This window comes from Mesorhizobium sp. M1338 (genome assembly GCF_040318045.1).
GTDB lineage: Bacteria > Pseudomonadota > Alphaproteobacteria > Rhizobiales > Rhizobiaceae > Mesorhizobium.
On sequence record NZ_JAMYLL010000029.1, the window covers coordinates 14,573 to 39,283 of the forward strand.

A 24,711-nucleotide genomic window follows, 5' to 3' on the forward strand; every position below is an offset into this window, starting at 1 on the left:
AATGCGGAAGTGGGACAGAACCTGTTCTCCACGGCCGACGAACGCTCGGCGCATCCCTCCCGGAGCGAGTCCAAAGGCCCATCGACGCTCCGGCGTCACCGTTTCTTAGACCGGCTGTGGCTGCTCTCAAGTTCAGGCGGGCTCCATCCTCGTGCCACCGCTTCCTCGAAGGCATCTCTGTCGCCCAACATTGCGTTGGAGATGATCTTTCCGATATCGTTGAAGCCGGCGATAAAGTCCGGATTGTCGGCGACCGGCGTCACGCCATCGAAAAGCGGCGCCATCTTACCCAAGCCGGCAAGATCTTCCCTGACGAACAGCTGTTTTCTTTTCTCGACTTCGTAGGGGTGCATGCCCAAAAACTGGAGCGCATTCCCGGCTGTGTCGACCGAGCTCGCGAAGACCTCCCTCACGATCTGATCGGCGCCCGCGTGCTCCAGCCGGTAATGATGAAGACGATCATAGGCACGAACAATGATCTTGAGCCGCGTGTTTGCCCGGCGTGCATGTTCGACTATCTCTACCGCGCGATCGGTGTCGTCGATGGCGACAACCAGCAACTTCGCGTTTCCGACACCGGCAGATTCCAGCAGATCCGGTCGACCGGCATCTCCGAAAAAAGACTGAATTCCGAACTTGCGCAGGTTGTCCACGACGTCTGCTCGAAAATCGAGAACCACTGGCTTGTAGCCGTTAGCAAGCAGCATTCTGGTAATGATCTGCCCAAAGCGTCCCAGGCCCGCGACAATGATGGTCCCCTCGTCGGGATGATCTGTGGGTCGCTTGGCGATGTCCCTTCGATCCAGCAAAACCACCAGGCGATCGAAGACGATGAACAGACCTGGCGTGAGGATCATGCCAAGTGCGATGATGAGGACCGCGACCGATGAAAGCGATGACGTGAGCAGACCAGCCTGCTCGCCGATAGACAGGAGCACAAAGCCGAACTCGCCGGCCTGGGCCAGGCCGAGGGCAAGCAACCATCCGGCCGAAGACCTTAATCGAAACAACCAGGCCAGGGGCAAAAGCACTGCGATCTTAACGACAATCAACAGGCCCGCAGCCCCTAGGATGAATGGCCAGCTTTCGAACAGCACCCGGAGCTCGATCTTGGCACCGATCGTCATGAAAAACAGGCCGAGCAGGAGACCTTTGAACGGTTCAATGTCGTTTTCCAACTCGTGCTTGAACTCGCTGTTTGCGAGCACGACGCCGGCCAAGAAAGCCCCGAGAGCCGGGGAAAGTCCGACTGACATCATCAATACGGCAATCCCAACAACCAGCAAGAGGGCTGCGGCGGTGAAGACCTCCCTCAGGCCCAGCATTGCGATCATTCTGAACACCGGGCGCGATAGAAAATGACCGCCCGCAACAACGAAAGCGACAGTGGCCAGGGTCAGGATCGCGGAGGCCCAGGCTGGCAAGTTCGAGAGGAGACCCTGGGTGACATGTTGTGGACCGACCGCCGATCCCACGGACAGCAGAGGGATAAGCGCAAGCATCGGGATGACTGCGAGATCCTGAAAGAGCAGGACCGCGAAACTGGAGCGCCCGCCGTCTGACTCCAACAGCCCGCGTTCCTTCAGCGTCTGCAGAACGATCGCCGTCGAAGATAGCGCAGCGACGAAGCCGAAAAGAACGCCCTGTTGCCAGGTAAAGCCAAATGCAGCCGATACAGCGCAAACGGCGATGACCGTCGCAAGCACCTGCAGTCCTCCAAGCCCGACCAGTTTGGTGCGCAAGCGCCAGACCATCTGCGGGTCGATCTCGAGGCCGATCAGGAACAGCATCATGACGATGCCGAACTCGGAAAAGTGCTCCAGGTATCCTGACGCCGAATCGGAAAAATGCAGCACCGGTCCGACGATGACGCCTGCTGCGATATATCCGACAACAGAACCGAGCCCGATGCGATGAGAAATGATCACGGCCACGACGGCCGCGGCCAGGTAACCAAAGGCATATACTGCAAGGCTTTCCACAGAAGTTAGGCTCCCATGTCGCCGGAACGTGTCACCTGGGCAAGCATTTCACGCGCGGTTCCCGACTTCAGGTCAAAGCGATCTTGAACCAGGTCCCCAAGGAGGGTGCGATAGGCCGCGATGTGAGCCTGCGCCGAGGGGCTGTCGATGTGGTTGGCCGAGTGGAGCACGAAGGGGGGAAGATAGTTCATGCCGCATAGCGACGCGGTCTGTTCAAGCGGCAGAAGAAATTGGCCGAACGGATGCCGGTTTCCCCCTGACCGCGAATAGTCCCCATCGCTTCCCCCGGTGGTCGTAGCGATAAGCAAGAACTTCCCCTCGAGCTTTCGGCCTGTCGGTCCATAGGCGAAGCCGTACTCGAGAACCAGATCCTGCCACTCCTTCAAAATGGCAGGGGTCGAATACCAAAATGTTGGAAACTGAAGCACAATCAGATCGTGTTCGAGCAAGCGAACTTGCTCTCGATCGGGATTGATGTCGAAGCGTGGATACTCTGCATAGAGGTCCACGAAGGAGATGCCTTCGACACCTCTGGCTTCCCGGGCCATCGACAAATTAATGCTGGATTTCCGCTGGGCGGGATGCGCAAACAGAACTAGGACACGCATCTGGCTTCCTTGTGTCGGTCAAAGTAAAGAATTAGCGCATCGAAATCACAGCTTGTGCTCGCGCGACACCGTACAGTCGACAAACACGCTTTCTTGGACGATCCGGTCGAAAAACAGCGGCCTTCCTCTGCATGTGCGCGTCTCAATGCGACCGTTTCAGACAAGAACTATTCCTGGGTTGCATTCTAAACCGGAGCGAACGACGGAGACCGATGAATCCCATGACCTTGAACGAGGTACTTTCCGATCCGCTTGTCGCAATGCTCAACGCAGCAGATGGCATCGATGAAGACGAATTTGCTTTTATGCTGATGGAGGCAGCAGAGCGATGGGATTTGGCGGAAAGCGATCGGCCAGCTATTCGGTCGAGCGGGAGGACGCGTATGGAAGCTTTCAGCCGGGAGACCTGCCGGTGACGGCGGGCGCATATCCGAGAGCAATTCACTTTTGCGCTGGCGGCAATAGGGGGAGACATGTGGAGACGCGTTCGACGCTGGCGACCGTAAGCCATTCAACGCGAGCTTGAGTTCCGCGACCGTGCGCGGTTCGATAACTGCCTTATCGTGTGCGGCGGGCTCGCGGACAGTGAAACGATAGCCCGCGCCGTGAAACCCCGGCTGGTGCAAGGCCGAGCTCATGCATTTGGACGCGGGACTGCGGCTCGCAAGCAACCCTGAGGCGTCCCGTCAGATGATGCTGGATGCGTATGAGTTCGCTCGCGGCAAAGGCGCCAGATTCTGTGAACCCAGAGCTGCGGCAAGTCTTCTCGTTCACCCAAAGGCCGTTGTCAAAAGCAAGGCCAAGCACCGCCTTCGAGACACGCTTTCCGCTTTTGAGGGCGAGCTTGAAGTGGCAGACCTCACCGCGGCGCGTGCGTTAATCTGTTCGCCGCACCTCGTTCCCCGACTTGTGGCGCTGTGTAGTTATGGGCCCTTAAATAGCTGAGCATTGTCGCTGCGTCCGATACCGTCACGCTCAATCCGTCGGAATTGTCAGTAAGGCCTGGCTCTGTGAAAATGGAGCGGATCTCTCCGTCGACGACATGCATCGAATATCGCCAGCTCCGCAATCCCATGCCGTTGCTGGTTTGTTGAACCAGCATTCCCATTTGCCGCGTAAAATCCCCATTACCGTCCGGGAGCATTCGAACCTTCTGAACGCCTCGTGCTTTCGCCCATTGGTACATGACAAAGGCATCGTTCACCGCAACGCAAACGACTTCATCGACACCGACTTCACGAAAGTCATCATAATTTTGCTCAAAACCGGGCAAATGGCTTTCGGAGCAGGCGGGCGTGAAGGCACCTGGGAGCCCAAACAGGACGATGTTGCGTCCCGAAAAAATCTCATCCGACGTAATCGTCTTCCACTCAAAAGGATTAGGACCTTCAAGGGCGTCATTTCTCACGCGCGTGTGAAAACTGATATTCGGGACGATTGCTGGGGGCATTGGTCTTCTCTCTAGTAGGAATCATGGCGCTGCAAGGGCGAGCTCAGGCACTAGCCCTTCAGGGAAAGTCAATGACGAGCGATGAACGACGCGACGGCATCGGCGACGAATTCAGGTTCCTGATGATGCGGCGCGTGGCCCGCTTGGGGGATCGTGAGGAGGTGCATTGTCTTCCAGGCACGGGATAGACCGTACCAATTATCGACCGGGCACGCGATATCGTGGTCACCGCCGATCACCAGCATCGGCTTTTCACAATCCGACAGGTAGGACATGTATCTTCCATCTGCATCCGGGAAAATCGTCGTCCTGTCCGTCGCTTCGCTCAGCAGCTTCAAAAACGTCCCTTCCGCGATGGCGGGCGATCGGTCCGTTTGACGCTCTGCGATGCGTGCGTGCGACCTGGTGGCTGCCGCTCTGCTCGATTCCGATTCCGGTTCGAAGAACAGGACGTGTTCATCCTCAAGATCGTTGACGGGCTTCATCGCGGTCCTCATGAACACTGCCTCCCCCGGGACCTGCGGCTTTCCGGGCGGGGCAGTTCCAATCAGGACGACGTGAGAAACCCTTTCTGGATAGATCGCCGTAACGACTTGAGCGACGACGCCCCCTAAAGACCATCCTCCCATGATCACCCTGTCAAACCCCAGATGATCCATCAGGTCCTTCGCATCCTTCGCCAAAGACTCACGAATATAGGTCGGCTCGCCCGTCGACGCCCCAAGACCCGTGTAGTCGAATGTCACGACTGTGAAATGCTTTGCAAGTTCATCGAGGAAAAGCGGGTCCCATACATCGAGGGTCCCTCGAAACCGCACCGCAAGGAAGAGCGGCGTGCCCTTACCGATTTTTCGGTAGGCAAGTGTCCTGCCCTCAACTTCAGCAAATTCGGTAGGCGCGCTGACCGAGCTGGAAGTTATCATTATTCGACCCCTTTCGTGTTAGTTTTCCGGTTCACCGACTGCAGCGAAGAGCATGTTCAATGCCTCCGAGACAGTCGGGTGCGCGAAAATGCCGTCCCGCAAAGCGGTAAAGGGCAGTTCGCCAAGCATTGCCATCTGGACCACCGTCATCACTTCGCCGGCGCTGACGCCCAGCATGCTGAGGCCCAGTACTGCCGCGACAACATTATGCGAGTTCCGCAGTCGAGCAGCTCAGCCTTCGCCACCTGTGAGCGTCGGCAGGGGCTGGTCTAGCGCCCGACTCTGCGCGCCGCCATCGCAAAGGAGTCATTCCGACGAAGCGCTTGAATATCTTTGAAAGATGGGCTTGATCGCTTAGCCCGCACGCCTGTGCGATCTGGCTGAGCGGCTCTTCGGTCGTCGCGATCAGGTATTTTGCGGCTTCCACGCGGCGAAGGAGGACATAGTCGTAGGGCGAGCGGCCGAACGATTCCTTGAAGCCTTTTGAGAACCGACTGGCGCTCAGTCGAACCTGCTGACCGAGGCTTTCGACGCGGATAGTTCCGTCAATATTGTCGTCAACATACCGGACGATCTTGTTTTTCTGCCAATCGGAAAGGCCAGCGAGTTTCCGGCGCGGCCCCGCCGCTTCTTGGGCAGCTTTCGCGTCGCGTGGAGCCACGACAGCCCCGGCGAACTCCGGCAACGTGATATTCGGATCGTACCGAAAGCTGATCTGGATCAGGTTTGAAGAAAATGAAACCGGTTCACCCATCGCTGCATACCTCGCTTCTGTAACGAGGGAACGCTAACGTGGCGCCGCTACGCTAAGCGAGTTAAGCGATGTTAAGAGTGGTTATGGGTGCTCCTTCGCGCCGCAACGTCGTCCAAAATCAGCGCCTTAGGCCTTGGAACCACCGTCCGCAGACGTTGACGCGTTAAGACTTGATTTTACAAGAATTAGGACGAAATGCGGTTTAGCGGTCAACGAACATTATAAAGCCGAGGCGCTAACAACTGACGGAATTTAAACGGAGATAATTTTGAACGAGCGAACAGGGATCCATCCCCGTCCCTTCGCCGGGCGAGTGGCACTTTTGACCAATGCGGACCAGGGCGTGGGCATTGCGACTGCCTGCGCGTTGGCTCAGAGCGGCGCCGACTTGGTGCTAACACTGAACACGCAGGAGGCGGGCGAGCGGATACTCCAGGCCATTCAACCTTTCGGCGTCCGTGTTGCCATATATCCTTCGTCCGCCAGCCCCTCGCCGGCTGATTTCCTCCGAATTACCCGAACAGCCATAGCGGACTTCGGCCGGATTGATATCGTGATCGCCAACTGCGAAAACCGTGTCCACGGACAGATTGACGATGAAGACCTGGACGAAGATGCAGTCGAGCACCAGCTTGCAATCCATATACGCTCGACCACGGCGCTGATCCGCGCCGCGGTGAGGGTGATGAGCTCGGGTGGCCGGATTGTCGCGCTCGGAGCGAGTTTGGCAGATCGCGTCGGAACGCCCGGCCTTGCGGACTTTGCTGCGACCCAAGCTGCACTATCGGCATTTTGTCGGGGAGCCGCTCACGATATTGGCCCTCGCGGCATAACAGTTAATGTTGTGCAGATCGGTGCGATCGAAACGACGCAAGGCTTTGCGCTCCCCGAAATAATGGAAGCTGAGCGAGAATCGAATGCATTAAAGCGCCTTGGTCGACCTGAAGAAGTGGCAAATGCGATCCTTTTCCTCGCGAGCCCAGGGGCGTCCTTCATCACCGGCGCAGTGCTCAACGTTGACGGTGGCTACAACGCCTAAAGCATTGGATCAGAAAACAACATTAGTTGAAGGCGTTGCCCAAGACCATTCAGAACCCTATAGGTATTTGGGGGGCCTGGGAATGGCTGCGGGGTGGCGTGCTCTGCAGGGCGCGCCCGTTTGAGCTGCCCCGCCTATCGCCCAGGCCCGTCAAACATCTGATTGAACGAATGGGCCAACTGAGGTTTGGTAGCTTCGAACTCGACATACCGGGGCGGCGTCTGTCTGCGGCCGGGAACGCCTTACATCTCGGCGGCAAGGCTTTCGACATTCTGGCTGTTCTGGCTTCGCGCGCCGGAGAGATCATCCGCAAGCAAGAGCTGATTTCCCTGGTGTGGCCGGATACGACCGTGGAAGACGGGGCGCTTCGCGTCCATATTGTCAGCCTGAGAAAGCTCTTGAGCGACATTGATGGTGGGCGATATATCGAGAACGTTCCAGGCCGGGGCTACGTTTTTGTCGTTGCCGTCACGGAGGCGAAAGCATTTGACAGCGATGGACCAGCATCGGCCTCCACCAATCAGACCGGTGTGTTGTCGATCGCATCAAACCTCCCTCGGCTTGCAAGCCGACTGATCGGGCGGGAGGAGTTCATCGACGCCACAGCCGAAGCACTGAGAGTGAACAGGCTCGTGACGATCTCAGGCACGGGCGGGATTGGGAAAACCTCCGTTGCGTTGGCAGTTGGCGACAGCCGAGACAAGCGAACGCTGTTTGTTGATCTGGCGGCGTTGAATGACGGCCAACAGATTATGCCGACGCTGGCGTCCCTATTAGGCATCACCGCATTTGCCAATGATATCGAGGCGGGCGTTCTCAATGTCTTGGCTGAGGAGGATCTTTTGCTCATCTTCGACAATTGTGAGCATTTGATTGACGCAGTTGCCACAGCTGTCGAACGCATCCTCGGATCAGCGACAAGTATTTCGATCCTTGCAACCAGCCGGGAGCCGCTCAGGGTAGCAGGCGAGCGCATCCGGCAGCTACCTTCGCTGCAGGTTCCGCCCGAAGGCTTGTCGGCGAGTGAAGCCCTTTCGTACTCAGCCGTGCAACTTTTTATTGAACGCGTTGCACAGTCGTCGGATCTTGAGGACCTGGATCAGCCCGACAGCGTCTTGATGGTCGCCTCTGTCGTCCGGCAGCTCGACGGGATCCCCTTGGCGATCGAGCTTGCTGCTTCTCGCGCCGCGAGCTTGGGTTTGGCGCACCTCGCTGCCTCGCTGGATAATCCTTTCGCGATCCTTCGAAAGGGACGAAGGACCGCTCCGCCACGGCAGCAGACATTAAGAGCTACGCTCGACTGGAGTTATGACAGCCTCACGACGGAAGAGCGGACGCTTCTCCAGGACGTCGCAGTTTTCGCAGGCCCATTCACAGCCTCGGCTGCCCAAGCCTTGAGCTCATCTCATATTGGCCAGGAAAAGTTTCACGAGACTTTCGACGGACTGTTTCTAAAGTCCTTTCTCTCGGTCGTTGGAGGCGATGGAACATACCGTCTGCTTGAGACGACGCGCCGTTACGCATTGGAAAAACTGACGGAGGCAGGCAGAGCCATCTCGCAGCGCACCGCACATGCACTTTATTGCGAGCAGAAACTCGCTGCCGCCGAAATCGATTGGAAGAGTTTGACGACGAAGGACTGGGTGCAACGATACCTGTCTCTCGTCAACGACGTGCGTTTGGCCGTGCGATGGTCAATGCCGGAGACCGGCTATGAGCAGTATGCCGTTGCGCTCATCGCCAAATCCCATGTACTTTGGGTTCAACTGGGATTGATGAGCGAACAGGCGAAACTCGTCGAATGGGCACTCGGATTTCTACCCAGATCCGGCCACGCAGGCACCGAAGTTGAAATTCAACTTCGCATCGCCCGTGGCGGGCTTTTGTATCATACTCGCGCGTTCATCGATGACGAGGCCGCCGCCGAAGAGTTCGTCAAGGCCGGGGAAATTGCGCGTGCGGCTGGCGACATCCCCAAATACATCCAGGCGATGACCGGCGCGAACTCGATCTGGACTTCAAACGGACACTACACTCGATCGATTGAGAAAGCGCTCGCCATCCGATCGGAGCTTTCGCAGATACCCGCGAATGTCTTCAGCCGGATGCTGGACAGTCCCCACTTCTTCCGTGGAGATCTTTCGGATGCGATCCGGGAAGCCGAAGGATCTATCGAGAATGCGAAGGGTCTACTGCGGTCAACGCAGAATACCGGTGTCGGATACGAGCAACGGATGATCGCCTCGACGATTGTCGCATTTTCCGGTTTCTTGCGGGGCGAAACCTCGAAGGCCCTCAAGCATCTTCAGGCATTGGAGAAAGAAGCAAAGGAGCTGGATTACGCAATCTCGACCCTGCTTCTCCTCATGACCGCTGCATGTCCCGTGGCCTATCTTGTCGGCGACAGGACGACGGCGATCCGGCAGTTGGACCACGTCGCGGGCCTGGTCCAAGCTCATAACCTCCAGCGCTGGGCGTTATGGCTTCGAGGTTATCGAAGGATCATTGTCGATTGCGCGCCGGTTGAAGGCCTCGCCGATGAGTTCGCCGATGCGCGTGGCGCCCTGCTTGATTATCTTGTGACCCTGGCTGGAGATCGAGCCCCCCTCGACGCACTGGACCGTGCACTCTCTGGTGAAGTCGGATGGAGCAGACCCGAACTGCTGCGGCTCAAGTCTGAGCGACTGCTGGCGGTTGATGAAGCGCAATCTCGAGCGCTGGTTCTTCAGTCGCTACAGCTTTCCCAGGAAATGGGAGCCTCGTTCTGGGAACTGCGATGCGCATTGTCTGCGTTTCAGTTCGATGCTGGAACCTTCCGCCCTGCCCTAGTCGGTGCGCTATCAAAAGTGGACGATAACCTTACGACAACGGATATGCTAAAGGCGCGCGCTCTTCTGGAGTCCGGAACTGGTCTCGTCTGAAGCCGAGAATTGCGACGGGCGATACCCGCAATGGCGTCGCTTTGAGCGGCATTCGCTAGGACTCGGTAGCCGAGGCATTGTCTGAAAACGACATCCCGTTCCATGGAGCGGGATCGCACAAGACTCGCCCAGCACGCATCGTCTAGCCAGTCGAGATGCGCGAAATCGCCCTTGACCCCCTTGCGGAAGCAACGGCCCTGATACTTTTCCGTCTTCTGGTTCGAGTCGTTCTCGGGCGGAGGCCCGCGGCTGTTCGACTTGTCGTGAACTTTTGCTTTTTCTTGCTGCTGACCACGATTCTGCTTGTCGCTGGACATGTCCCTTTTGCTGCCGAAGCGAGGGACCCCGACATCACTCAGACCGTTCTCCTTGATCTGATGAAGGCGATCTGGTGGGCCGCGGGCGCGAGTGTTGTCGTAAGCGCCGTGCGTCTCTTCCTGATTTTCGAGGGGAATTCGAAGGAAGGACGCCTGCTCCAGGACCTGGTGGTGGCAATTGTCTATATTGGATCATTCCTGTCGATCAGCGCTATGTCTTCGGGATACCCGTTGGCACGCTCATTGCGACCTCGGGCGCATTTGCAATCATTCTTGGACTTGCGCTTCAAAGTACGCTGAATGACCTGTTCTCCGGAATTGCCCTGAAACTCGGTCATCCCTACACCGTGGGAGACTGGATCTTTCTGGACGCCGGTACACAGGGCAAGCTGATCGAGACCAATTGGCGTTCGACGCACTTGGTCAATTCGGCCAACGATCTCGTCGTTATTCCAAACAGCGCCCTCGCCAAAGCGATATTCATAAACCTCAGCAGCCCTTCCCACAGTCACGGCAAAAAGCTCAAGGTTCGCGTCACGCTTGACAAGTCGCCGGTAACGATCGAGGCGGTGCTCCGCACCGCATTGGCCAGCAGCAATCTCATTGCCAGAGAGCCGCCCACATCGACACGCGTAACGGGTCTGAGCCGGGAGGTCGTCGAAGTCGAACTGAGTTTCAGTGTGAGTTCGTTGAGCCTCTCCGATGCGGCGCAATCTGAGATATTCGACCTCATCTACCGCCATCTGAAGGCGGCCGGCCTCTCGCTTGCACCGGAGCCTGGCGAAGGCTCTACGGGGAAAGGAAGCAGGACTACGCCAGAACACCACCCGAGTTCGGCGTGGCGACTTCTGAATGCCATCAACCTTTTCGCCGCGCTCACCGAAGATGAAAAGGGAGCGCTTGCGGCCTCGATGACCCGTCTAACTTTCCAGCAGGGCTCCACCATTGTGGAGCGCGGCACGAAGATGGCCTCGCTTTATATCATCAGAAGCGGCGTTGCGATTGTTGAGGGGAAGGACGGCTCGAAGCACGAAGACGCGCGAAAGCTATCCCCGGGCGACTTCATTGGAGAAGTTGGTGTGTTGATGGCAGCAGCCGAGAGAGCCTCCATCCGGGCTGCAACCTTCGTCGTCGTCTATGAGATTTCCAAGGAGCGTATCGCGGCGCTCTTAAGTGACAGACCCGCCATTGCTGATGAGCTCGGGACGATCGTCGCCAAACACACGGACCTTGCAGCGAACCCCACCGCGGGTCTTCGCAACGCGGAGCACACTGCAACGCTCTCTCAGAAGATCAGAAATCTCCTGCATGCTGAACCTCCGCACGGTTCGTGAGCAGTATGTGCCAATACCGACGCCGCCTGCCCACGTAACAAGACTTAACAGCACTTAACTCGCCTAACGGATTGCCAATTTGCATTTTCCCGTCGGGCAGCCGCCGGAAATTCACTCGCTCAAACCAAAAAGGAAACGCAGATGCGAAAGACACTCGAAACCTCCAAAACAGAAACTGTTGAAGCGAACGGCATCCATTTCGCCTATCGTCGGCTCGGTCCGGAAACCGGCGTTCCGCTCGTCCTCCTTCAGCATTTCACGGGCACGATGGATGCCTGGGATCCCAAGGTCGTCAACGCGCTTGCGACCGAACGTCCGGTAATCGTCTTTAATAACACCGGCGTCGGGACATCCACGGGCGAAGTCCCTGATAATGTGGAGCAGATGGCGTATGACGCCGAGGCCTTCATTGTCGCCGTCGGCCTGAAGGAAGTGGATCTACTCGGCTTCTCGCTCGGTGGGTTCCTTGCTCAAATCATGGCACCGCGGTCGACCATCAACGTTCGCAAGCTGATCGTTGCCGGATCAGCGCCCAAGGGCGGCGAGGAGCATCTGTTACAGGTCGTCGAAGAGGCTTTCTCGAAAAATGCACGCGATGTCCGCCTTCCGCTGTTCTTCACGCCCACAAAGGCAAGCCAGGCCGCAGGCGCTGCCTTCGTCGATCGTGCGGCCGCCCGCAAGGAGGATCGTGATCCGGACAGTGGCGAGAATGTCAGCAATCCGCAGGCGAAGGCGATCATCGGCTGGTGTGCAGAGAAGGATGAAGCTCACGCCTCGCTGAGGGCGATCAAGCAGCCCACGCTTATTGTTCACGGCAGCGACGACACGATGTTTCCATCGATCAACGCCTACCAGATGTTCAAAAACATGAGCGATGGCACGCTGATTATTTATCCCGACTCGGGTCACGGGGCACTGTTCCAGTACTCCGAAACGTTCGTCGCCCACGTAAGCACTTTCCTCGACGCCTGATCAGTCAATTTCAAAGGACATTTCAATGAATTCGCTCGCACAGAAGATTGTCGACGCCCATGGCGGGCTCGAAACCTGGAACAGGTTTACAAGCCTGACCGCGCATCTGACACAGGGAGGCGCCCTGTGGGTGCTCAAGGGTCATGCCGGCAAGCTTGACGAAACGAATGTGACCGTCGGCTTGCGCGATGAGTGGGCCTCCCATCATCCGTTCGGTCCCGACGGCAAGGTCTCGCAATTCCGGCCGGGCAAGGTCGAGATCCAGGACAGCTCGGGCAACGTCGTTGAAGAGCTCAGCGATCCGCGCGCATCGTTCGCAGGACACACCCTCGAGACGCCATGGTCCGAGCCGCAGCTTGCTTATTTCGCGGGCATTGCGATGTGGACATACCTGAACATGCCGTTTGTGCTCGCCCAGCCTGGCGTCGTCAGCGAACAGTTCGAAGACTGGACGGAAAAGGGTGAGACCTGGAACCGGCTGAAAGTCACCTTCCCGAAGGAAATCGCCACGCACAGCACCGTGCAGACACTTTACGTCGATGCTGACGGCCTTCTGAAGCGGCATGACTATGATGTCGAGATTGCCGGAAACACGCCGGGCGCCCATTACATTTCGGGCTACACGACAGTTTCAGGCCTGAAGTTCCCGACTGAGCGTCGCATTTTCCCGCGTCAGACCGACGGAAATTCTCTGTCGGAACCTCTCGTAGTGTCGATCGACCTTTCGGATATCGAGCTGCGCTGAACAGCTTGGGCGACGTATCGCGCCGCCCTCAAATCAATGATTGAGGAAACAGAGATGTTCGTCCCACAAATTGGCTTGGGAGCGGCGAAGCTGGCTCTCGCTGCTGCCGAGGAAAAAGCCGCTGCGATCGGGGTACGATCCACAATCGTTGTTCTCGATCACGGCGGAGAACTTGTCGGAATGGCGCGCATGGACGGCGCCTGGCCTGGCGCCTTCGACGTCGCGGTCGGAAAGGCTCAGACCTCACGCTCGTTCCACGCGCCTTCTGCGGCGTTCGTTCCCATGATCCAGCCCGGGGCTGCGTTGTTTTCGATCGGTAATGCGGCAGGAGGCAAATACGTGATTCTAGGTGGTGGTCTACCCATCGAGATCGACGGACATGTGGCCGGCGCGATCGGTGTGAGCGGAGGCACGGTCGAGCAGGACACGGCTGTTGCCGAAGCGGCGCTCGCAACCATCAAATCATCAAAAGAAAGGAAGTAACAGTGACCAATCTAGTCGAAACCGCAATCGAGGCGCATGGCGGAATGGAGCGATTTTCTCGTTTCTCGTTCCTGACGGCAAAGCTTCATCAGGGTGGCGTTCTCTGGGGTCTCAAGGGCAAAGCGACCGTTCTCGAAGATTGCCATGTCAAAGTCGATCTGAAGCGGGAATGGGTTTCGCATTGGCCGTTCTCCCCGACCAATAACAAGTCGGCATTTACCCCTGACCGCGTTACCATCGAAACGCCGGCGGGCGAAGTCGTTGAGGAGCTTCTCAACCCGCGCGCGTCGTTCGACGGCTATGAAATGGAAACCCACTGGAGCAATCCGCAGGTCGCCTATTTTTCCGGTTACACAATGTGGACCTATCTCACCTCACCGTTCATTCTGAAACAGCCAGGGGTCGTTTCGGAGGAGGTCGAGAGCTGGAACGAAAACGGCGAGACCTGGCGCCGGCTCCGCGTGACTTTCCCCGCCTCCATCGCAACCCACAGCACGGTGCAGAGCTTCTACTACAATGCCGATGGAATTCTCGTTCGCCACGACTACGAGGTAGATATCCAGGGCAAAAACGCCGCGGCCCGCTATTTGACGGACCCGGTGAAGGTCGAAGGCATAACGTTGCCGTCAAAGATGAGAATTTTCCCGCGTCAGCCCGACAACACGCCTTTGTCTGAGCCGCTAATCGTGTCGGTCGATTTGTCCGGTTTCCACTTTGAATGACGTCTACGGAGGGGCTTTGGAAACAAAGCCCCTGTGGCGCGCACAGGCCATTTGCGGCCTCGGGCCGCTACCCGAACGCCGGACAGGCATATCCCGAATGCTCCAATAACCTGTGCTTCCCGGGCCTTCCACTTCGGATTGCAGATAATTCCATTCACTTCCAGGGAGGCCCCGGTGACATCGATCGGCTACTTCAAAAATCTTCCCGCAGACGATCCCGAAGCGATCGTGGTCATCGAGATCGAAAAGCCTTCGAGCTATCACTTTCAGGTACCTGACAGCAGCAGCAATTCTGAAATATGACAGTCTCGGTTCAAATGAGGAGCGTGTTTTGAAAATTGGGCGATCGGAAGTATACCGCGTTCAGGAATATGAGGGCCTCGGCTTTCCCCCCAAGTATCACCTGCCCGCTTGGACAGCAGAGGCCGTCGCCAAACACGCGGACTGGATGATACCCCGTTATTACGCGCCGGAACACGAGCGCCTCATCGGATCCGTCCACAGTTGGATTGTCCGGACATCCGGGATCACCGTGCTCGTCGACACCTGCTCGGGGAACGGAAAGGAACGGCCGCACACGCCGTTCTTCTCGATGCTGGAGACGTCCTATCTCGAACACTTCGCAGCTACGGGAATCGCACCGGAAGACGTGGACTATGTTCTCTGCACGCATCTGCATGTCGATCATGTCGGATGGAACACCTACGAGCATCTGGGGCGCTGGATTCCGACATTCCCGAATGCGAAATACCTGGTTTCCCGCATTGAGTTTGAATTTCTCGCCGAGCATGAGGCCGAGCTCGAAGACAACGCCCGGATTTTTGCAGACTCTATCAAGCCTTTAATTGAAACCGGACAGCTTCTCCTTCTTGACCCTCCTTTCGAGCTTGCGGAAGGCGTATTCATCGAACCGGCTCCCGGCCATACGCCCGGTCACGTTTTGCTTCGAGTACAGGAGTCAGACGGCGATTTGATCTTCGTCGGGGACATACTTCATCACCCTATCCAGGTTTGGTATCCGGACTGGAACAGTCACGCTTGCCGAGATGGTGAACAAGCTACTCAGACCAGACGTAGCCTCTTGGAACACTGCAGCGGAACGTCGACGACACTGCTCCCTGGCCATTTTGCGGCACCCTATTGTTGCCAAGTCGGTGGAAAATCAGGCCTCGGCTACGAATGTATCTTCGTGGCAGACGACGAATAAACCGGCTTGAGGCTGCCTCGAAGTTGGCAAAAGGAAGTGCCACTTGCACCGGTTGACAGTGACCGGTGTAACAAGGCGCTGTGCCTCGGTCGGCTTCGGGCCGGCGGCGGTTGTTCCTGTTGCAGCGTATGCCCTGACCGAATTTTTAGGTCCGCTGGTCTGGCGTGGATTCTTACGCTTCGCACAACCAAGCGGATGTGACCCTGTACACGAGTGTAGCTTTCCTGAAAGGGGTAATACTGATAGCCGTGAGGCTTCACCCGGTCCTGTTTCCTCGTTCGTTTGAGCAGAGCAGGCATCATCTCGAAACGCACCACGCGATGGCGCCGAAGACATACGAAGGTAGCAGTGGAGTTGATAATTCTTCGATTTGCTGAATTCGAGCTCGACATTCAACAACGCCGACTTCTCAAAGACGGAGCGTTGATCCGGCTAGGATCTCGGGCCTTTGACCTGCTCACGGCGCTTGTCTTGCGAGCAAACCAGGTGATTGCGAAAGAAGATCTCATTCGAGAAGTCTGGCCAAACACTACCGTATCCGAAGGCGCGTTGCGGGTGCATATGGCTTCGCTTCGCAAGGCACTAGGCCTCGGCTCACCATGTCCCTTCCTCAGGCACGTTGCCAATCAGGGCTATATCTTCGAGGTTAACGTCGAAGAGCGCGGGGTCGACCCGAAAAACCCCCGGCGCGCAGACTTGGCCGGCTTGCCAGCGTTCGCCATGAACGTGATTGGCCGACGCGGGTTCGTCGAGAGTTGTCTGGCCGTCCTCGACAAAGGTGTGCTAACAATCGTTGGCCCAGGTGGCATCGGCAAGACGACCGTCGCTTCCTTGATTGTCCAAGAGGCGGCGGGCGACTTTGAGAAGATAGTATTTGTCGATCTGGGCGCTCTCGCCGGAGAGGGTCGCATCGCGCTATCTCTGGCCTCGCAGTTCGGGCTCACGTCCTACGGCGACAGCCCTCTTCCGGGCATCATCAAGGCGATCGGCGGACAAAGGGTCCTACTTTTCTTTGACAATTGCGAACACCTTGTCGATGAGGCAGCAAACGTCATCGAAGAGCTAACCCGCAGGGTGCCGAAGGCCCAAATCATTGCAACAAGCCGCGAGCCGCTTCGCATACAATCAGAGACCGTCAGGCGGCTTGGGCCGCTAGAAATGCCAAGTGAGATCGAAGCGGAAGCGTTTCTCACCAAGTTCCCGGCCGTCGAGCTGTTTCTTGAACGCGCGTCTCTGTCCATGGGCGACTCGTGGACAAACAGTCCAGGAGATCTTTCGAACATCGCAACGATCGTTCGCAAACTGGACGGGATCCCCCTAGCCATCGAACTGGCCGCAGCGAGAATCGTCGACCTCGGAATCTCCGCTTTGTTGCAGTCACTAGACAGTCCACTGACGGTTTTGCGTCGGGGACGCCGCACAGCTCCTCCGCGACAGCAGACGCTAAGAGCAACTCTTGATTGGAGTTACAGCTACCTGTCCGAGGACGAAAAGCAGCTTTTGATGCTGCTTTCGAGTTTTGCCCGCGCTTTCAGCTACAACGCCGCCACCGCAATCTCCAGAGACTTTCTTGGGCCGGAGGCTTTCGACGACGCGCTGACCGGTTTGCTTGCTAAGTCGCTGATATCGCAGCGTGAGGCTGGCGGTCAGCTCAAGCTGCTTGAGACGACCAAAGAGTATGCTGGTGTCAAACTGAACGAGACGACCTATGCCGAAGACGTCCGGGGGACACATGCACGGTTTGTCCTTGGTCAATTGCCTGCAACCGAGCAGGATTGGGACAAACAGACGACACATGAGTGGCTGGCAACGCACGGAAGTCTCATTGACGACCTGCGAGCGGGTTTGAAGTGGGCTGATTCAGCAGCCGAGCATCGACTCTTCGTCGATCTGGCGTCCAACTCTGACCTCCTCTGGACCCAGCTCGGGCTTATGGGTGAGCAGTTCCTGGTGGTCCAGCAGGCAATCGAGAAACTTGCGAAAATTGGACAGGATCCGGTTGCCGAAGCGAAGTTGCGCACCGCGTACGGGGCAATCTCCTATAATCTTCACAGCGTCCAAGGCGACGATGACTCCATCCAACAGTTTGAGCTCGCGGCAAAAGCGGCAGAACTCGTCGGCGAGCCCGCTCAAGCTGTGCGGGCCTATAGTGGCATCTGTGCCATTCTGATCGTACAGGGTCGGTATGAGGCCGCCGATAAGCTCACATGGAAAGTCGACAAGGAGTTGGGACTGCCGGCTCGCTCGACGATCGTTCGCATCGCAGCTCATAACTCCCATTATATGGGCCGGAATGACGACGCTGTGCGGTTTGCCCTCGAGGCCATAGACGCAAACGGTGCTCTCAGGAAAGGTACCCGCACAAGCGGCGTACACTTTAGCCAAAGGCATCTTGCGCTTATGGTCATGGCGAAGACGGCATGGATTATGGGTTCCACTGATAGAGCCCTCGCGATTCTCGACGAGCTCCTCGGAGAGGCTGCCGAAATAAATCATGGCGTTTCATCGTGCCTAGTGCTCTCGGTAGGAGCCGTGCCGATGTACCATTGCATGGGCCACACGAACCTTTCTCGTAAATATCTCGATCGCCTGCAGCACGTGTCTGAGACCAACTCGCTATTTCGGTGGAAGGAGTGGGCTGAAAGTTATGAACTCTTAGGCTTTGGAAGGTCCCCCACAAAGGACGCTGATGACGTAATCCGTGATCTCCTGAAGGGTGCTCATGGACCGCGACTGGAGAACACCGTCGTCGTCGCCGGCGGTCGCGCCCCGCAACAGCTTCTCGACCTTGCCATTTCTGGCGAGGCAGGATGGTGCAAGGCGGAACTCTTTCGGCTAAAGGGCGAGCTTTCGGCGCGCAGCGGAGGCGACGGCCGAAACTGGATCAAACGGGGTCTCGAACTCGCCTACCAACAGAAGGCACTACTGTGGCAGCTGCGTTGTGCTACATCACTCGTCGAACTCGAGACGGGACCAGAGCGCGGCGAAGCGCGACGGACACTCGAACAGATCCTCGCCGCCTTTCCGCAGGCCCCGCCTGCTTTGGAGTACACCGCGGCCGCGCAGGTTCTTGCCGCATAGCCAACCCGTTGTTGCCCCATCGCGGCGACCGCAGTACCACGGAGCCCGGCATGCAAACATGCCGAGCCCATTCTCTATCCGGCTGCTGACGCTTAGCTCTTCACGAACGCAAGGAGATCCGGATTGATGACATCTGCGTGCGTCGTTAACATGCCGTGCGGGTAGCCAGAATAAACCTTCAGCGTTCCGTTCTTGACCAATTTGACGGACAGGCGTCCCGCGTCGTCGATTGGAACGACCTGGTCGTCGTCACCGTGCAGAACGAGTGTCGGAATGGTAATCTTCTTTAGGTCTTCCGTTTGATCGGTCTCGGAGAACGCCTTGACACCGTCGTAATGTGCCTTGGCGCTTCCGATCATCCCCTGGCGCCACCAATTCTGCACAACGCCCGGATAAACCTTAGCGTCCGGCCGGTTGAAGCCATAGAACGGTCCAGACGCAACATCGAGGAAGAACTGTGCTCGATTGGCGGCGAGCGCCGAACGGAAGCCGTCAAAGACCTCAATCGGAGTGCCGCCGGGATTGGAGGCAGTCTTAACCATCAGCGGCGGGACCGCACTCACGAGGACAGCCTTGGCGACGCGTCCATTCGGCTGACCGTACTTTGCAACGTAACGCGCGACTTCGCCGCCGCCGGTCGAGTGCCCGATATGAACGGCATTTCGCAAATTGAGATGTTCGACGACAGCCCAGGCGTCTACAGCGTAGTGGTCCATATCGTGACCATCGCTGACCTGCTGAGATCTGCCGTGGCCGCGACGGTCATGTGCGACGACGCGGTAGCCATTCTTGACGAAGAACAGCATCTGTGCGTCCCAATCGTCGGATGAAAGCGGCCAGCCATGATGGAAGACGATTGGCTGAGCGTCCTTCGGACCCCAATCCTTGTAGAAGATATCGACGCCGTCCTTGGTCTTAACGAATGAATCGGTCATTGGGAATGATCCTTGCTTGTGGTCTGAGGAGGAGGTTTTGGTCGCGGCAAAGACCGGGCTGGCCATTGCAAGCGACAGGGTTGCTCCCGCAAGCAGGGTCTGCCTGCGCGAAAGTTCGAAAGAATGGTTGCGGTTCATCTCCGACTCCTTTGTCGTCGCTCGGTTGGCGGAAACCCGCGACCGTCACGATGGGAGGCAGACTAAAAGGCTGACGTCCGCGCTTATTGTATCTTTCGGCGCAAGTTGATGGGCCCCTCCCCTCGACAGGCCAAGGCACGGCGAAGGCAGCCGGAGGGTATGCTTGGTATTTGGCAGGCGATAGTGGAAGATAACGTCATGTGATGCGAGACATCATCCTATGGTTTAATTCTGGGCGAACCTGAGTTCAATCGTCAAATCGGCAGGCATTCGGCACCTTCGGCGCATTCACGACAAGCCAAAGAGGTTCCAAAATGAATGCCCAAGCAAACATCGCGTCACGCCGAATTCTAGACAACGCTACTTCGGTCGGCACTCCCGACAGCCTCGAAATCGCGGCAATCGTGCCCGCGCAGCAGGATGCACCGGCCTATTTCCCCAACACGGTGGGGAATGTCGTCAATCGGGGCGGCCTGGCTCCTTGGCAACGCAAGAAGGTCGTTGCCTTTATCGAGGAGAACCTGTCTTTGACCATCCGCATTGAGCAGCTGGCCGAGCTTGTCCGATTGAGCATCAGTCACTTTTCCCGCGCCTTCAGACTGACATTCGGTCAGCCACCATATGGATATATCTTGTTGCGCCGGATGAGCTATGCCAAGGAACTGATGATCGGCACCAGTACGTCACTCAGCCAGATCGCTCTCGATTGTGGAATGACCGACCAGGCCCACTTCTGCAAAGTTTTCAAGAAAACCTTCGGTACCTCGCCAAACCGCTGGCGCGGGCCCAATCGCGAGACGGCAATCGCACCGTCGGTCCGCACGGTTCACTGAGTCAGCCCGGGCTCGCCCCACCTCAAGGCCCATCGCCGACCGAACGGCGATGGGCCGTGCTTCGTTCATGACCGAGCCGACGCCGCTGCACATGCCCGTCCAAGTAAGACAAAAGAATCCAAGGACAGCCAGCCGCCCTACGCGAAACGCCCGGCGGCTCCTGCAATCAGACTATCAAGTTTCTGGGCCGCCGTAGGCGTCTTCAAGGCAGCGGATCAATGCATCCGCAAGGACCGGTTTGTGCAGGAGTTCTCGCGCTCCACCCGCCATAGCTTTGCGCCGAATGTTCTCGTCCTGCAAAGCCGTCATCATGACAATCGTAATCGCAGGGCGAAGCGTGCGCACAATCTTCTGGAGCTCGAGACCTGTGATCCCCGGCATATTGACGTCGGTAAGAAGGACAGAAACCTCTTCGACCAGCCCTGAGTCAAGGAACTCGCGGCCGGAGCTGAATGGTATGGCGCGATAACCCATGGATTCAAGGAAACCCGACGTCGCCTCGAGCAACCCTTCATCGTCATCGACGATCGCTACTGATCTCTTGCCGCCAGACACCGTTACGTCCTTCCTCGTCCGGCGGGCTTGGTAAGAATAGCCGCCAGGACGCATCCTCTCAAATACGCGGGCCGGCTTCTTCACGTAATTAAACCAGAGGATGCTTCCATGACGTTTCGATCCAATCCGAGTAGGCGATCAGACCGACGTTCGCTTGTTGAAGCGCTGACGGAAGGGAGAGCCGACCGACCGCGTTACTCGATGGTCAGACCGCAGCCTTGAGGTGCTCTGCCTTGCGCACCAGATCTGCCACGGAGATGGACTTCATTTTCCGCATGACCCTGCTGCGGTGAATTTTCACGGTGATTTCGGTGATACCCAGCTGGTGCGCGATCTGCTTGTTGAACAGTCCGGCAACGACCGCGTCCATCACCTCATGCTCCCGGGGGGTGAGTCCGGCCGCCAGTTCCGCGATTTCAGCTGATGCGGAGGATTCCGCCCGCCTGGTGCGGTCCTGATCTATTGCCAGCGAGACCGCATCGAGGATTTCCTGATCGCGAAATGGTTTCATGAGGAAATCGAGGGCGCCTGCCTTCATCGCCCTCACCGTCATCGGCACATCGCCGTAGCCGGTCATGAAGATGATGGGCATCCTGTTACCCATAGCAGCGAGCTTTGCCTGCAGCTCCAGCCCGCTAGACCCCGGTAACCGAACGTCTAGAACCATGCAGCCCGGGCGATCTGGCAACGACGAGGCCAAAAGATCTGCGGTCGACCCGAAGCCTATGGTTTCAGTGCCTACCGAGCGCAGGATCTCCGCCACGCTTTCGCGCATCCCATCGTCGTCATCGACGATGACCACCAGTGGCGTATCTTTTGCGGCAGCTGCCATGCGTTCCGCCATTACCTTCTGCATCAAATCCCCACGCGGTAGTGCACCGGCGAGCTCGATCAGCGCGAGCGCTAACCCTTTCCTACATTGATGCCAATAATGCCCCGGCACGCCAGTGCCGGATCGTACAAATTCCCAAATGAAAACGGGGCTATCAACACCCGGGCCAAGCTGGCGGCCCTCCTCGGCTACAGGAAAGTCCGCGGAAAATTCCCGCAAAGCAGTAAAGATAACGATCCGTCGCAATGCCTTCAGACATCATCAGAGCAAAGAGTGACACCCGCCCCGGCGCTTTGAACGGGCCCATGACGTTCCGCGTCCTTCTATCCAGTCTGATCGGCACATCGGTCGAGTTCTATGACTTCTACATCTATGCGACGGCAGCGAGCCTTGTATTCGGCCCGCTGTTCTTCCCCGCCACCGTTCCTGCGGCCGAACTCCTAGGTGCATATGCAAGTTTCGGGATAGCCTTCCTAGCCCGGCCAATGGGAGGGGCGGTTTTTGGTCACTTCGGCGATCGAATTGGACGCAAGGCAACGTTGGTTGCGGCCTTGTCGCTGATGGGCGCGTCGACAGCAGCGATCGGCCTTTTGCCAACCTATGCGGTAGCTGGCTGGCTGGCCCCCGCGCTTCTGTGCGTCCTCCGCTTCGGGCAGGGATTGGCACTGGGTGGGGAATGGACAGGAGCGGTTCTGCTGGCTTTGGAGAACGCCCCTCCTGGCTGGAAAGCGCGTTTTGCCATGTTTGCTCCGCTGGGCGCCCCGATCGGCTTCGTCCTTGCAAATGGGTTATTCCTCGCTCTAACGCTGCTGCTCACGCCCGAGCAGTTTCTCGACTGGGGTTGGCGTGTACCCTTTCTCGCAAGCGCGCCATTGGTCGGGATCGGGCTTTGGGTTCGTTTCAATCTCGTCGAAACGCCCGAATTCGCAGCCGCGATCGCCGAAGCGAAGCCCGCCCGCGTTCCAATCATTGAAGTGCTCAAGGACCATTTCACGCAGGTTGTCATCGGCTCGCTCGGCGTCGTGGCCTGCTTCTCCCTGTATTACGTGATCACTGCGTTCGCACTGGGTTATGGGACAGCAAATCTCGGGATCGACCGCTCTGACCTTCTGATCATTGAACTGGGGGCAATCTTTTTCATGGCCGCGTCCATTGTCGGGGCGTGCTGGCTATCGGATCGTTTTGATCCGGAACGAATCCTTATCGTTGGCTGCATCGGCACCATTACATCGAGCATGCTTCTCGCTCCCATGCTCGGTGGTGGTTCATTGTGGGTTATTTTTTTCTATCTCGCGTTTTCGCTCACCGTAATGGGCTTCGTCAACGGACCACTGGGGGCCTGGCTGCCGAGCTTATTTCCCGCGCGCATCCGATATTCAGGGACGTCCCTCGCATTCAACATCGGGGGCATTATTGGTGGAGCGTTCTCTCCGATCGTGGCGCAAGCACTTGCCGATAGCAGCGGCCTCGTCTCTGTCGGCTTTTATCTTGCAATCACGGGGGGACTTAGCCTTATCGGCTTCGACGCGAGCGCCCGCAGGCGAGCAGTCAGCGCGCTGGAACGCAGCGAACGCCGCTATCGGTCGATCTTCGAACAGACCCATGTATCGCTGTGCGAACTGGATTTTGCCGACCTGCGAGCGTACCTTGAAAGCATCAGAAACAAAGGCGTCATGGATCTCCCGGCTTTTGCAGAAAGGTATTCGGGATTTTTCACCGATTGCGCGAAATTGATCCGATTCACCGACGTCAATGATGCGACTGTGGAGCTGCTCGGATGTGGATCGCGCCAAGCCATACTCGAGCCTATCAGCCGCTTCCTTCCACCGGGAAGTGATCTGTTGCCCCACCTGATATTCGCCGCCGATGCGGGCGCGGAAAGATTAGAACGGGAGGTCCGCCTCATCAGAGCCGACGGACGAGAGGTCATCGTACTCTTCATCCTTGCCTTCCCGGATGACCAGCAGGCGTTCGACCGCGTGGCATGCGCCATGATCGATGTAACCTTGCGGGAGCAAGCCAAGGAGGCCTTGAACGCCGCGCAAGGAGAGCTCGCCAGAGCCGGGCGGGCCGCAGCAGTTGGGGCGATATCTGCCTCGATCGCTCATGAGGTTAACCAGCCGATCGGAGCGGTCGTCATGTTTGCCCAGGCATGCATTCGCTGGCTTCAGGCGACGCCGCCAGACATCGCCGCAGCTTCGACGGCGGCCGAGCGGGTGGTACAACATTCCTTGCGCGCCAGCCAGATTATCCAGCGGACCCGGGAGCAGCTGAAAGGCCAGAAGCGACAGCCGGAGATTTGCGACATCAAGGAAGTCCTAGGTGATGTCGCTGGCCTGCTGGAACGGGAACTTGGTTCCATGTCCGCAAGGCTTTCGGTTGATTTAGCTTCGGACGACATGTTCATAACGGCGGATCGTGTCGAGATCCAGCAGCTGCTCGCCAACCTGATTACCAACGGGCTGCATGCGATGCACGCAACAGATCCGATCCGGCGAGAAATCAAAATTTCAGTTGCGACCGCAGCAGGTGACACCATCAAGATCTCGGTCCAAGACAATGGAACCGGTATTAGCGAGGACAACCTTTCAAAGCTCTTCAACCCATTCTTCACCACCAAAGCCGAAGGAATGGGTATGGGCCTTGCGATCTGCAAGACCATTGCCGAAGCGCATGGAGGTTCCCTGACTGTTCGTAATCATGAAGGCGGCGGGGCATTATTCGAGGTCGATTTTCCAACGGCCGCTTCGCTGAAAGGTTTCGATCTGGGCACGGTTTGAAAAAGGGGCGACCCTCGTCGAGGCTGGGAGGAGAGACGAGGGTCGCGCTTGAAGGCCGACGTGACGCGGCCTTGGACCGAAGGCGGGGCGGAGACGCCTT

The 24,711-nt window shown here is 57.6% G+C and carries 22 protein-coding genes; 13 read left to right on the top strand and 9 right to left on the bottom strand.

Annotated features, from left to right (window positions below):
• Positions 1-95: 95 nt before the first annotated feature.
• Positions 96-1,982 (bottom strand): monovalent cation:proton antiporter-2 (CPA2) family protein, encoded by a 1,887-nt coding sequence (locus tag NKH19_RS22225; protein WP_352869854.1) that lies wholly within the window; start codon positions 1,980-1,982, stop codon positions 96-98.
• Positions 1,983-1,987: 5 nt separating this feature from the next.
• On the bottom strand, positions 1,988-2,590 hold the full coding sequence (locus NKH19_RS22230; RefSeq protein ID WP_352869853.1) for an NAD(P)H-dependent oxidoreductase: 603 nt from the start codon (positions 2,588-2,590) through the stop codon (positions 1,988-1,990).
• A 221-nt stretch (positions 2,591-2,811) separates the two neighbouring features.
• On the opposite strand from NKH19_RS22230, the gene NKH19_RS22235 reads away from it, so the two are divergent.
• Positions 2,812-3,006: a hypothetical protein gene (locus tag NKH19_RS22235; RefSeq protein WP_352869852.1), complete on the top strand. Its 195-nt coding sequence runs from the start codon at positions 2,812-2,814 to the stop codon at positions 3,004-3,006.
• Positions 3,007-3,449: 443 nt separating this feature from the next.
• Here the strand turns inward: NKH19_RS22235 and NKH19_RS22240 are convergent, their stop codons facing one another.
• The 4 genes from NKH19_RS22240 to NKH19_RS22255 form a co-directional block, all read right to left on the bottom strand.
• On the bottom strand, positions 3,450-4,040 hold the full coding sequence (locus NKH19_RS22240; RefSeq protein ID WP_352869851.1) for a peroxiredoxin: 591 nt from the start codon (positions 4,038-4,040) through the stop codon (positions 3,450-3,452).
• Positions 4,041-4,108: 68 nt separating this feature from the next.
• Positions 4,109-4,963: an alpha/beta fold hydrolase gene (locus NKH19_RS22245; protein WP_352869850.1), complete on the bottom strand. Its 855-nt coding sequence runs from the start codon at positions 4,961-4,963 to the stop codon at positions 4,109-4,111.
• An 18-nt stretch (positions 4,964-4,981) separates the two neighbouring features.
• Complete coding sequence (locus tag NKH19_RS22250; RefSeq protein WP_352876626.1) at positions 4,982-5,185, bottom strand: oxidoreductase dimerization domain-containing protein; 204 nt, start codon at positions 5,183-5,185, stop codon at positions 4,982-4,984.
• Complete coding sequence (locus NKH19_RS22255; protein ID WP_352869849.1) at positions 5,169-5,717, bottom strand: helix-turn-helix domain-containing protein; 549 nt, start codon at positions 5,715-5,717, stop codon at positions 5,169-5,171. Before NKH19_RS22255 ends, NKH19_RS22250 begins: the two co-directional genes overlap by 17 nt.
• Before the next feature lie 268 nt (positions 5,718-5,985).
• Between NKH19_RS22255 and NKH19_RS22260 the strand changes: the two genes are divergently transcribed.
• The 10 genes from NKH19_RS22260 to NKH19_RS22305 all read left to right on the top strand — a co-directional run bounded on the left by NKH19_RS22260 (position 5,986) and on the right by NKH19_RS22305 (position 18,538).
• On the top strand, positions 5,986-6,756 hold the full coding sequence (locus NKH19_RS22260) for an SDR family NAD(P)-dependent oxidoreductase (RefSeq protein ID WP_352869847.1): 771 nt from the start codon (positions 5,986-5,988) through the stop codon (positions 6,754-6,756).
• A 26-nt stretch (positions 6,757-6,782) separates the two neighbouring features.
• Positions 6,783-9,677 (top strand): ATP-binding protein, encoded by a 2,895-nt coding sequence (locus NKH19_RS22265; protein WP_352869846.1) that lies wholly within the window; start codon positions 6,783-6,785, stop codon positions 9,675-9,677.
• A gap of 391 nt (positions 9,678-10,068) precedes the next feature.
• Positions 10,069-11,328, top strand: a complete 1,260-nt coding sequence (locus NKH19_RS22270) for a mechanosensitive ion channel family protein (protein ID WP_352869845.1) — start codon at positions 10,069-10,071, stop codon at positions 11,326-11,328.
• Between the two features lie 141 nt (positions 11,329-11,469).
• On the top strand, positions 11,470-12,300 hold the full coding sequence (locus NKH19_RS22275; protein ID WP_352869844.1) for an alpha/beta fold hydrolase: 831 nt from the start codon (positions 11,470-11,472) through the stop codon (positions 12,298-12,300).
• A 25-nt stretch (positions 12,301-12,325) separates the two neighbouring features.
• Positions 12,326-13,045 carry a hypothetical protein gene (locus NKH19_RS22280; RefSeq protein ID WP_352869842.1) on the top strand — a complete coding sequence of 240 codons (720 nt, stop codon included), beginning with the start codon at positions 12,326-12,328 and terminating at the stop codon, positions 13,043-13,045.
• A 54-nt stretch (positions 13,046-13,099) separates the two neighbouring features.
• The gene (locus NKH19_RS22285) at positions 13,100-13,528 is read left to right on the top strand and encodes a GlcG/HbpS family heme-binding protein (protein WP_352869840.1); all 429 of its coding nucleotides are present in this window, start codon (positions 13,100-13,102) and stop codon (positions 13,526-13,528) included.
• Between the two features lie 2 nt (positions 13,529-13,530).
• The gene (locus tag NKH19_RS22290; protein ID WP_352982801.1) at positions 13,531-14,250 is read left to right on the top strand and encodes a hypothetical protein; all 720 of its coding nucleotides are present in this window, start codon (positions 13,531-13,533) and stop codon (positions 14,248-14,250) included.
• Positions 14,251-14,424: 174 nt separating this feature from the next.
• On the top strand, positions 14,425-14,553 hold the full coding sequence (locus NKH19_RS22295; protein ID WP_352869837.1) for a hypothetical protein: 129 nt from the start codon (positions 14,425-14,427) through the stop codon (positions 14,551-14,553).
• A gap of 28 nt (positions 14,554-14,581) precedes the next feature.
• The gene (locus NKH19_RS22300; RefSeq protein ID WP_352869835.1) at positions 14,582-15,457 is read left to right on the top strand and encodes an MBL fold metallo-hydrolase; all 876 of its coding nucleotides are present in this window, start codon (positions 14,582-14,584) and stop codon (positions 15,455-15,457) included.
• Positions 15,458-15,805: 348 nt separating this feature from the next.
• Positions 15,806-18,538: an ATP-binding protein gene (locus tag NKH19_RS22305; protein WP_352869834.1), complete on the top strand. Its 2,733-nt coding sequence runs from the start codon at positions 15,806-15,808 to the stop codon at positions 18,536-18,538.
• Positions 18,539-18,630: 92 nt separating this feature from the next.
• Here NKH19_RS22305 and NKH19_RS22310 read toward each other — a convergent pair whose 3' ends face one another.
• The gene (locus tag NKH19_RS22310) at positions 18,631-19,611 is read right to left on the bottom strand and encodes an alpha/beta fold hydrolase (RefSeq protein WP_352869832.1); all 981 of its coding nucleotides are present in this window, start codon (positions 19,609-19,611) and stop codon (positions 18,631-18,633) included.
• 314 nt (positions 19,612-19,925) lie between these two features.
• Between NKH19_RS22310 and NKH19_RS22315 the strand changes: the two genes are divergently transcribed.
• The gene (locus NKH19_RS22315; RefSeq protein WP_352869830.1) at positions 19,926-20,444 is read left to right on the top strand and encodes a helix-turn-helix domain-containing protein; all 519 of its coding nucleotides are present in this window, start codon (positions 19,926-19,928) and stop codon (positions 20,442-20,444) included.
• Positions 20,445-20,618: 174 nt separating this feature from the next.
• On the opposite strand, the gene NKH19_RS22320 is transcribed toward NKH19_RS22315, so the two are convergent.
• Both NKH19_RS22320 and NKH19_RS22325 read right to left on the bottom strand, forming a co-directional pair.
• The gene (locus NKH19_RS22320) at positions 20,619-20,999 is read right to left on the bottom strand and encodes a response regulator transcription factor (protein WP_352869828.1); all 381 of its coding nucleotides are present in this window, start codon (positions 20,997-20,999) and stop codon (positions 20,619-20,621) included.
• Positions 21,000-21,204: 205 nt separating this feature from the next.
• The gene (locus NKH19_RS22325; protein WP_352876592.1) at positions 21,205-21,855 is read right to left on the bottom strand and encodes a response regulator transcription factor; all 651 of its coding nucleotides are present in this window, start codon (positions 21,853-21,855) and stop codon (positions 21,205-21,207) included.
• Between the two features lie 281 nt (positions 21,856-22,136).
• Between NKH19_RS22325 and NKH19_RS22330 the strand changes: the two genes are divergently transcribed.
• On the top strand, positions 22,137-24,611 hold the full coding sequence (locus NKH19_RS22330) for an MFS transporter (protein ID WP_352869826.1): 2,475 nt from the start codon (positions 22,137-22,139) through the stop codon (positions 24,609-24,611).
• Positions 24,612-24,711: the final 100 nt, after the last annotated feature.

Excerpts from the sequence above, each read along its gene's own strand:
- NKH19_RS22230 (WP_352869853.1), bottom strand. The coding sequence starts at position 2,590 with ATGCGTGTCCTAGTTCTGTTTGCGCATCCCGCCCAGCGGAAATCCAGC.
- NKH19_RS22235 (WP_352869852.1), top strand. The coding sequence starts at position 2,812 with ATGACCTTGAACGAGGTACTTTCCGATCCGCTTGTCGCAATGCTCAAC.
- NKH19_RS22240 (WP_352869851.1), bottom strand. The coding sequence starts at position 4,040 with ATGCCCCCAGCAATCGTCCCGAATATCAGTTTTCACACGCGCGTGAGA.
- NKH19_RS22245 (WP_352869850.1), bottom strand. The coding sequence starts at position 4,963 with ATGATAACTTCCAGCTCGGTCAGCGCGCCTACCGAATTTGCTGAAGTT.
- NKH19_RS22255 (WP_352869849.1), bottom strand. The coding sequence starts at position 5,717 with ATGGGTGAACCGGTTTCATTTTCTTCAAACCTGATCCAGATCAGCTTT.
- NKH19_RS22275 (WP_352869844.1), top strand. The coding sequence starts at position 11,470 with ATGCGAAAGACACTCGAAACCTCCAAAACAGAAACTGTTGAAGCGAAC.
- NKH19_RS22280 (WP_352869842.1), top strand. The coding sequence starts at position 12,326 with ATGAATTCGCTCGCACAGAAGATTGTCGACGCCCATGGCGGGCTCGAA.
- NKH19_RS22285 (WP_352869840.1), top strand. The coding sequence starts at position 13,100 with ATGTTCGTCCCACAAATTGGCTTGGGAGCGGCGAAGCTGGCTCTCGCT.
- NKH19_RS22310 (WP_352869832.1), bottom strand. The coding sequence starts at position 19,611 with ATGAACCGCAACCATTCTTTCGAACTTTCGCGCAGGCAGACCCTGCTT.
- NKH19_RS22315 (WP_352869830.1), top strand. The coding sequence starts at position 19,926 with ATGAATGCCCAAGCAAACATCGCGTCACGCCGAATTCTAGACAACGCT.
- NKH19_RS22325 (WP_352876592.1), bottom strand. The coding sequence starts at position 21,855 with ATGCAGAAGGTAATGGCGGAACGCATGGCAGCTGCCGCAAAAGATACG.
- NKH19_RS22330 (WP_352869826.1), top strand. The coding sequence starts at position 22,137 with ATGACGTTCCGCGTCCTTCTATCCAGTCTGATCGGCACATCGGTCGAG.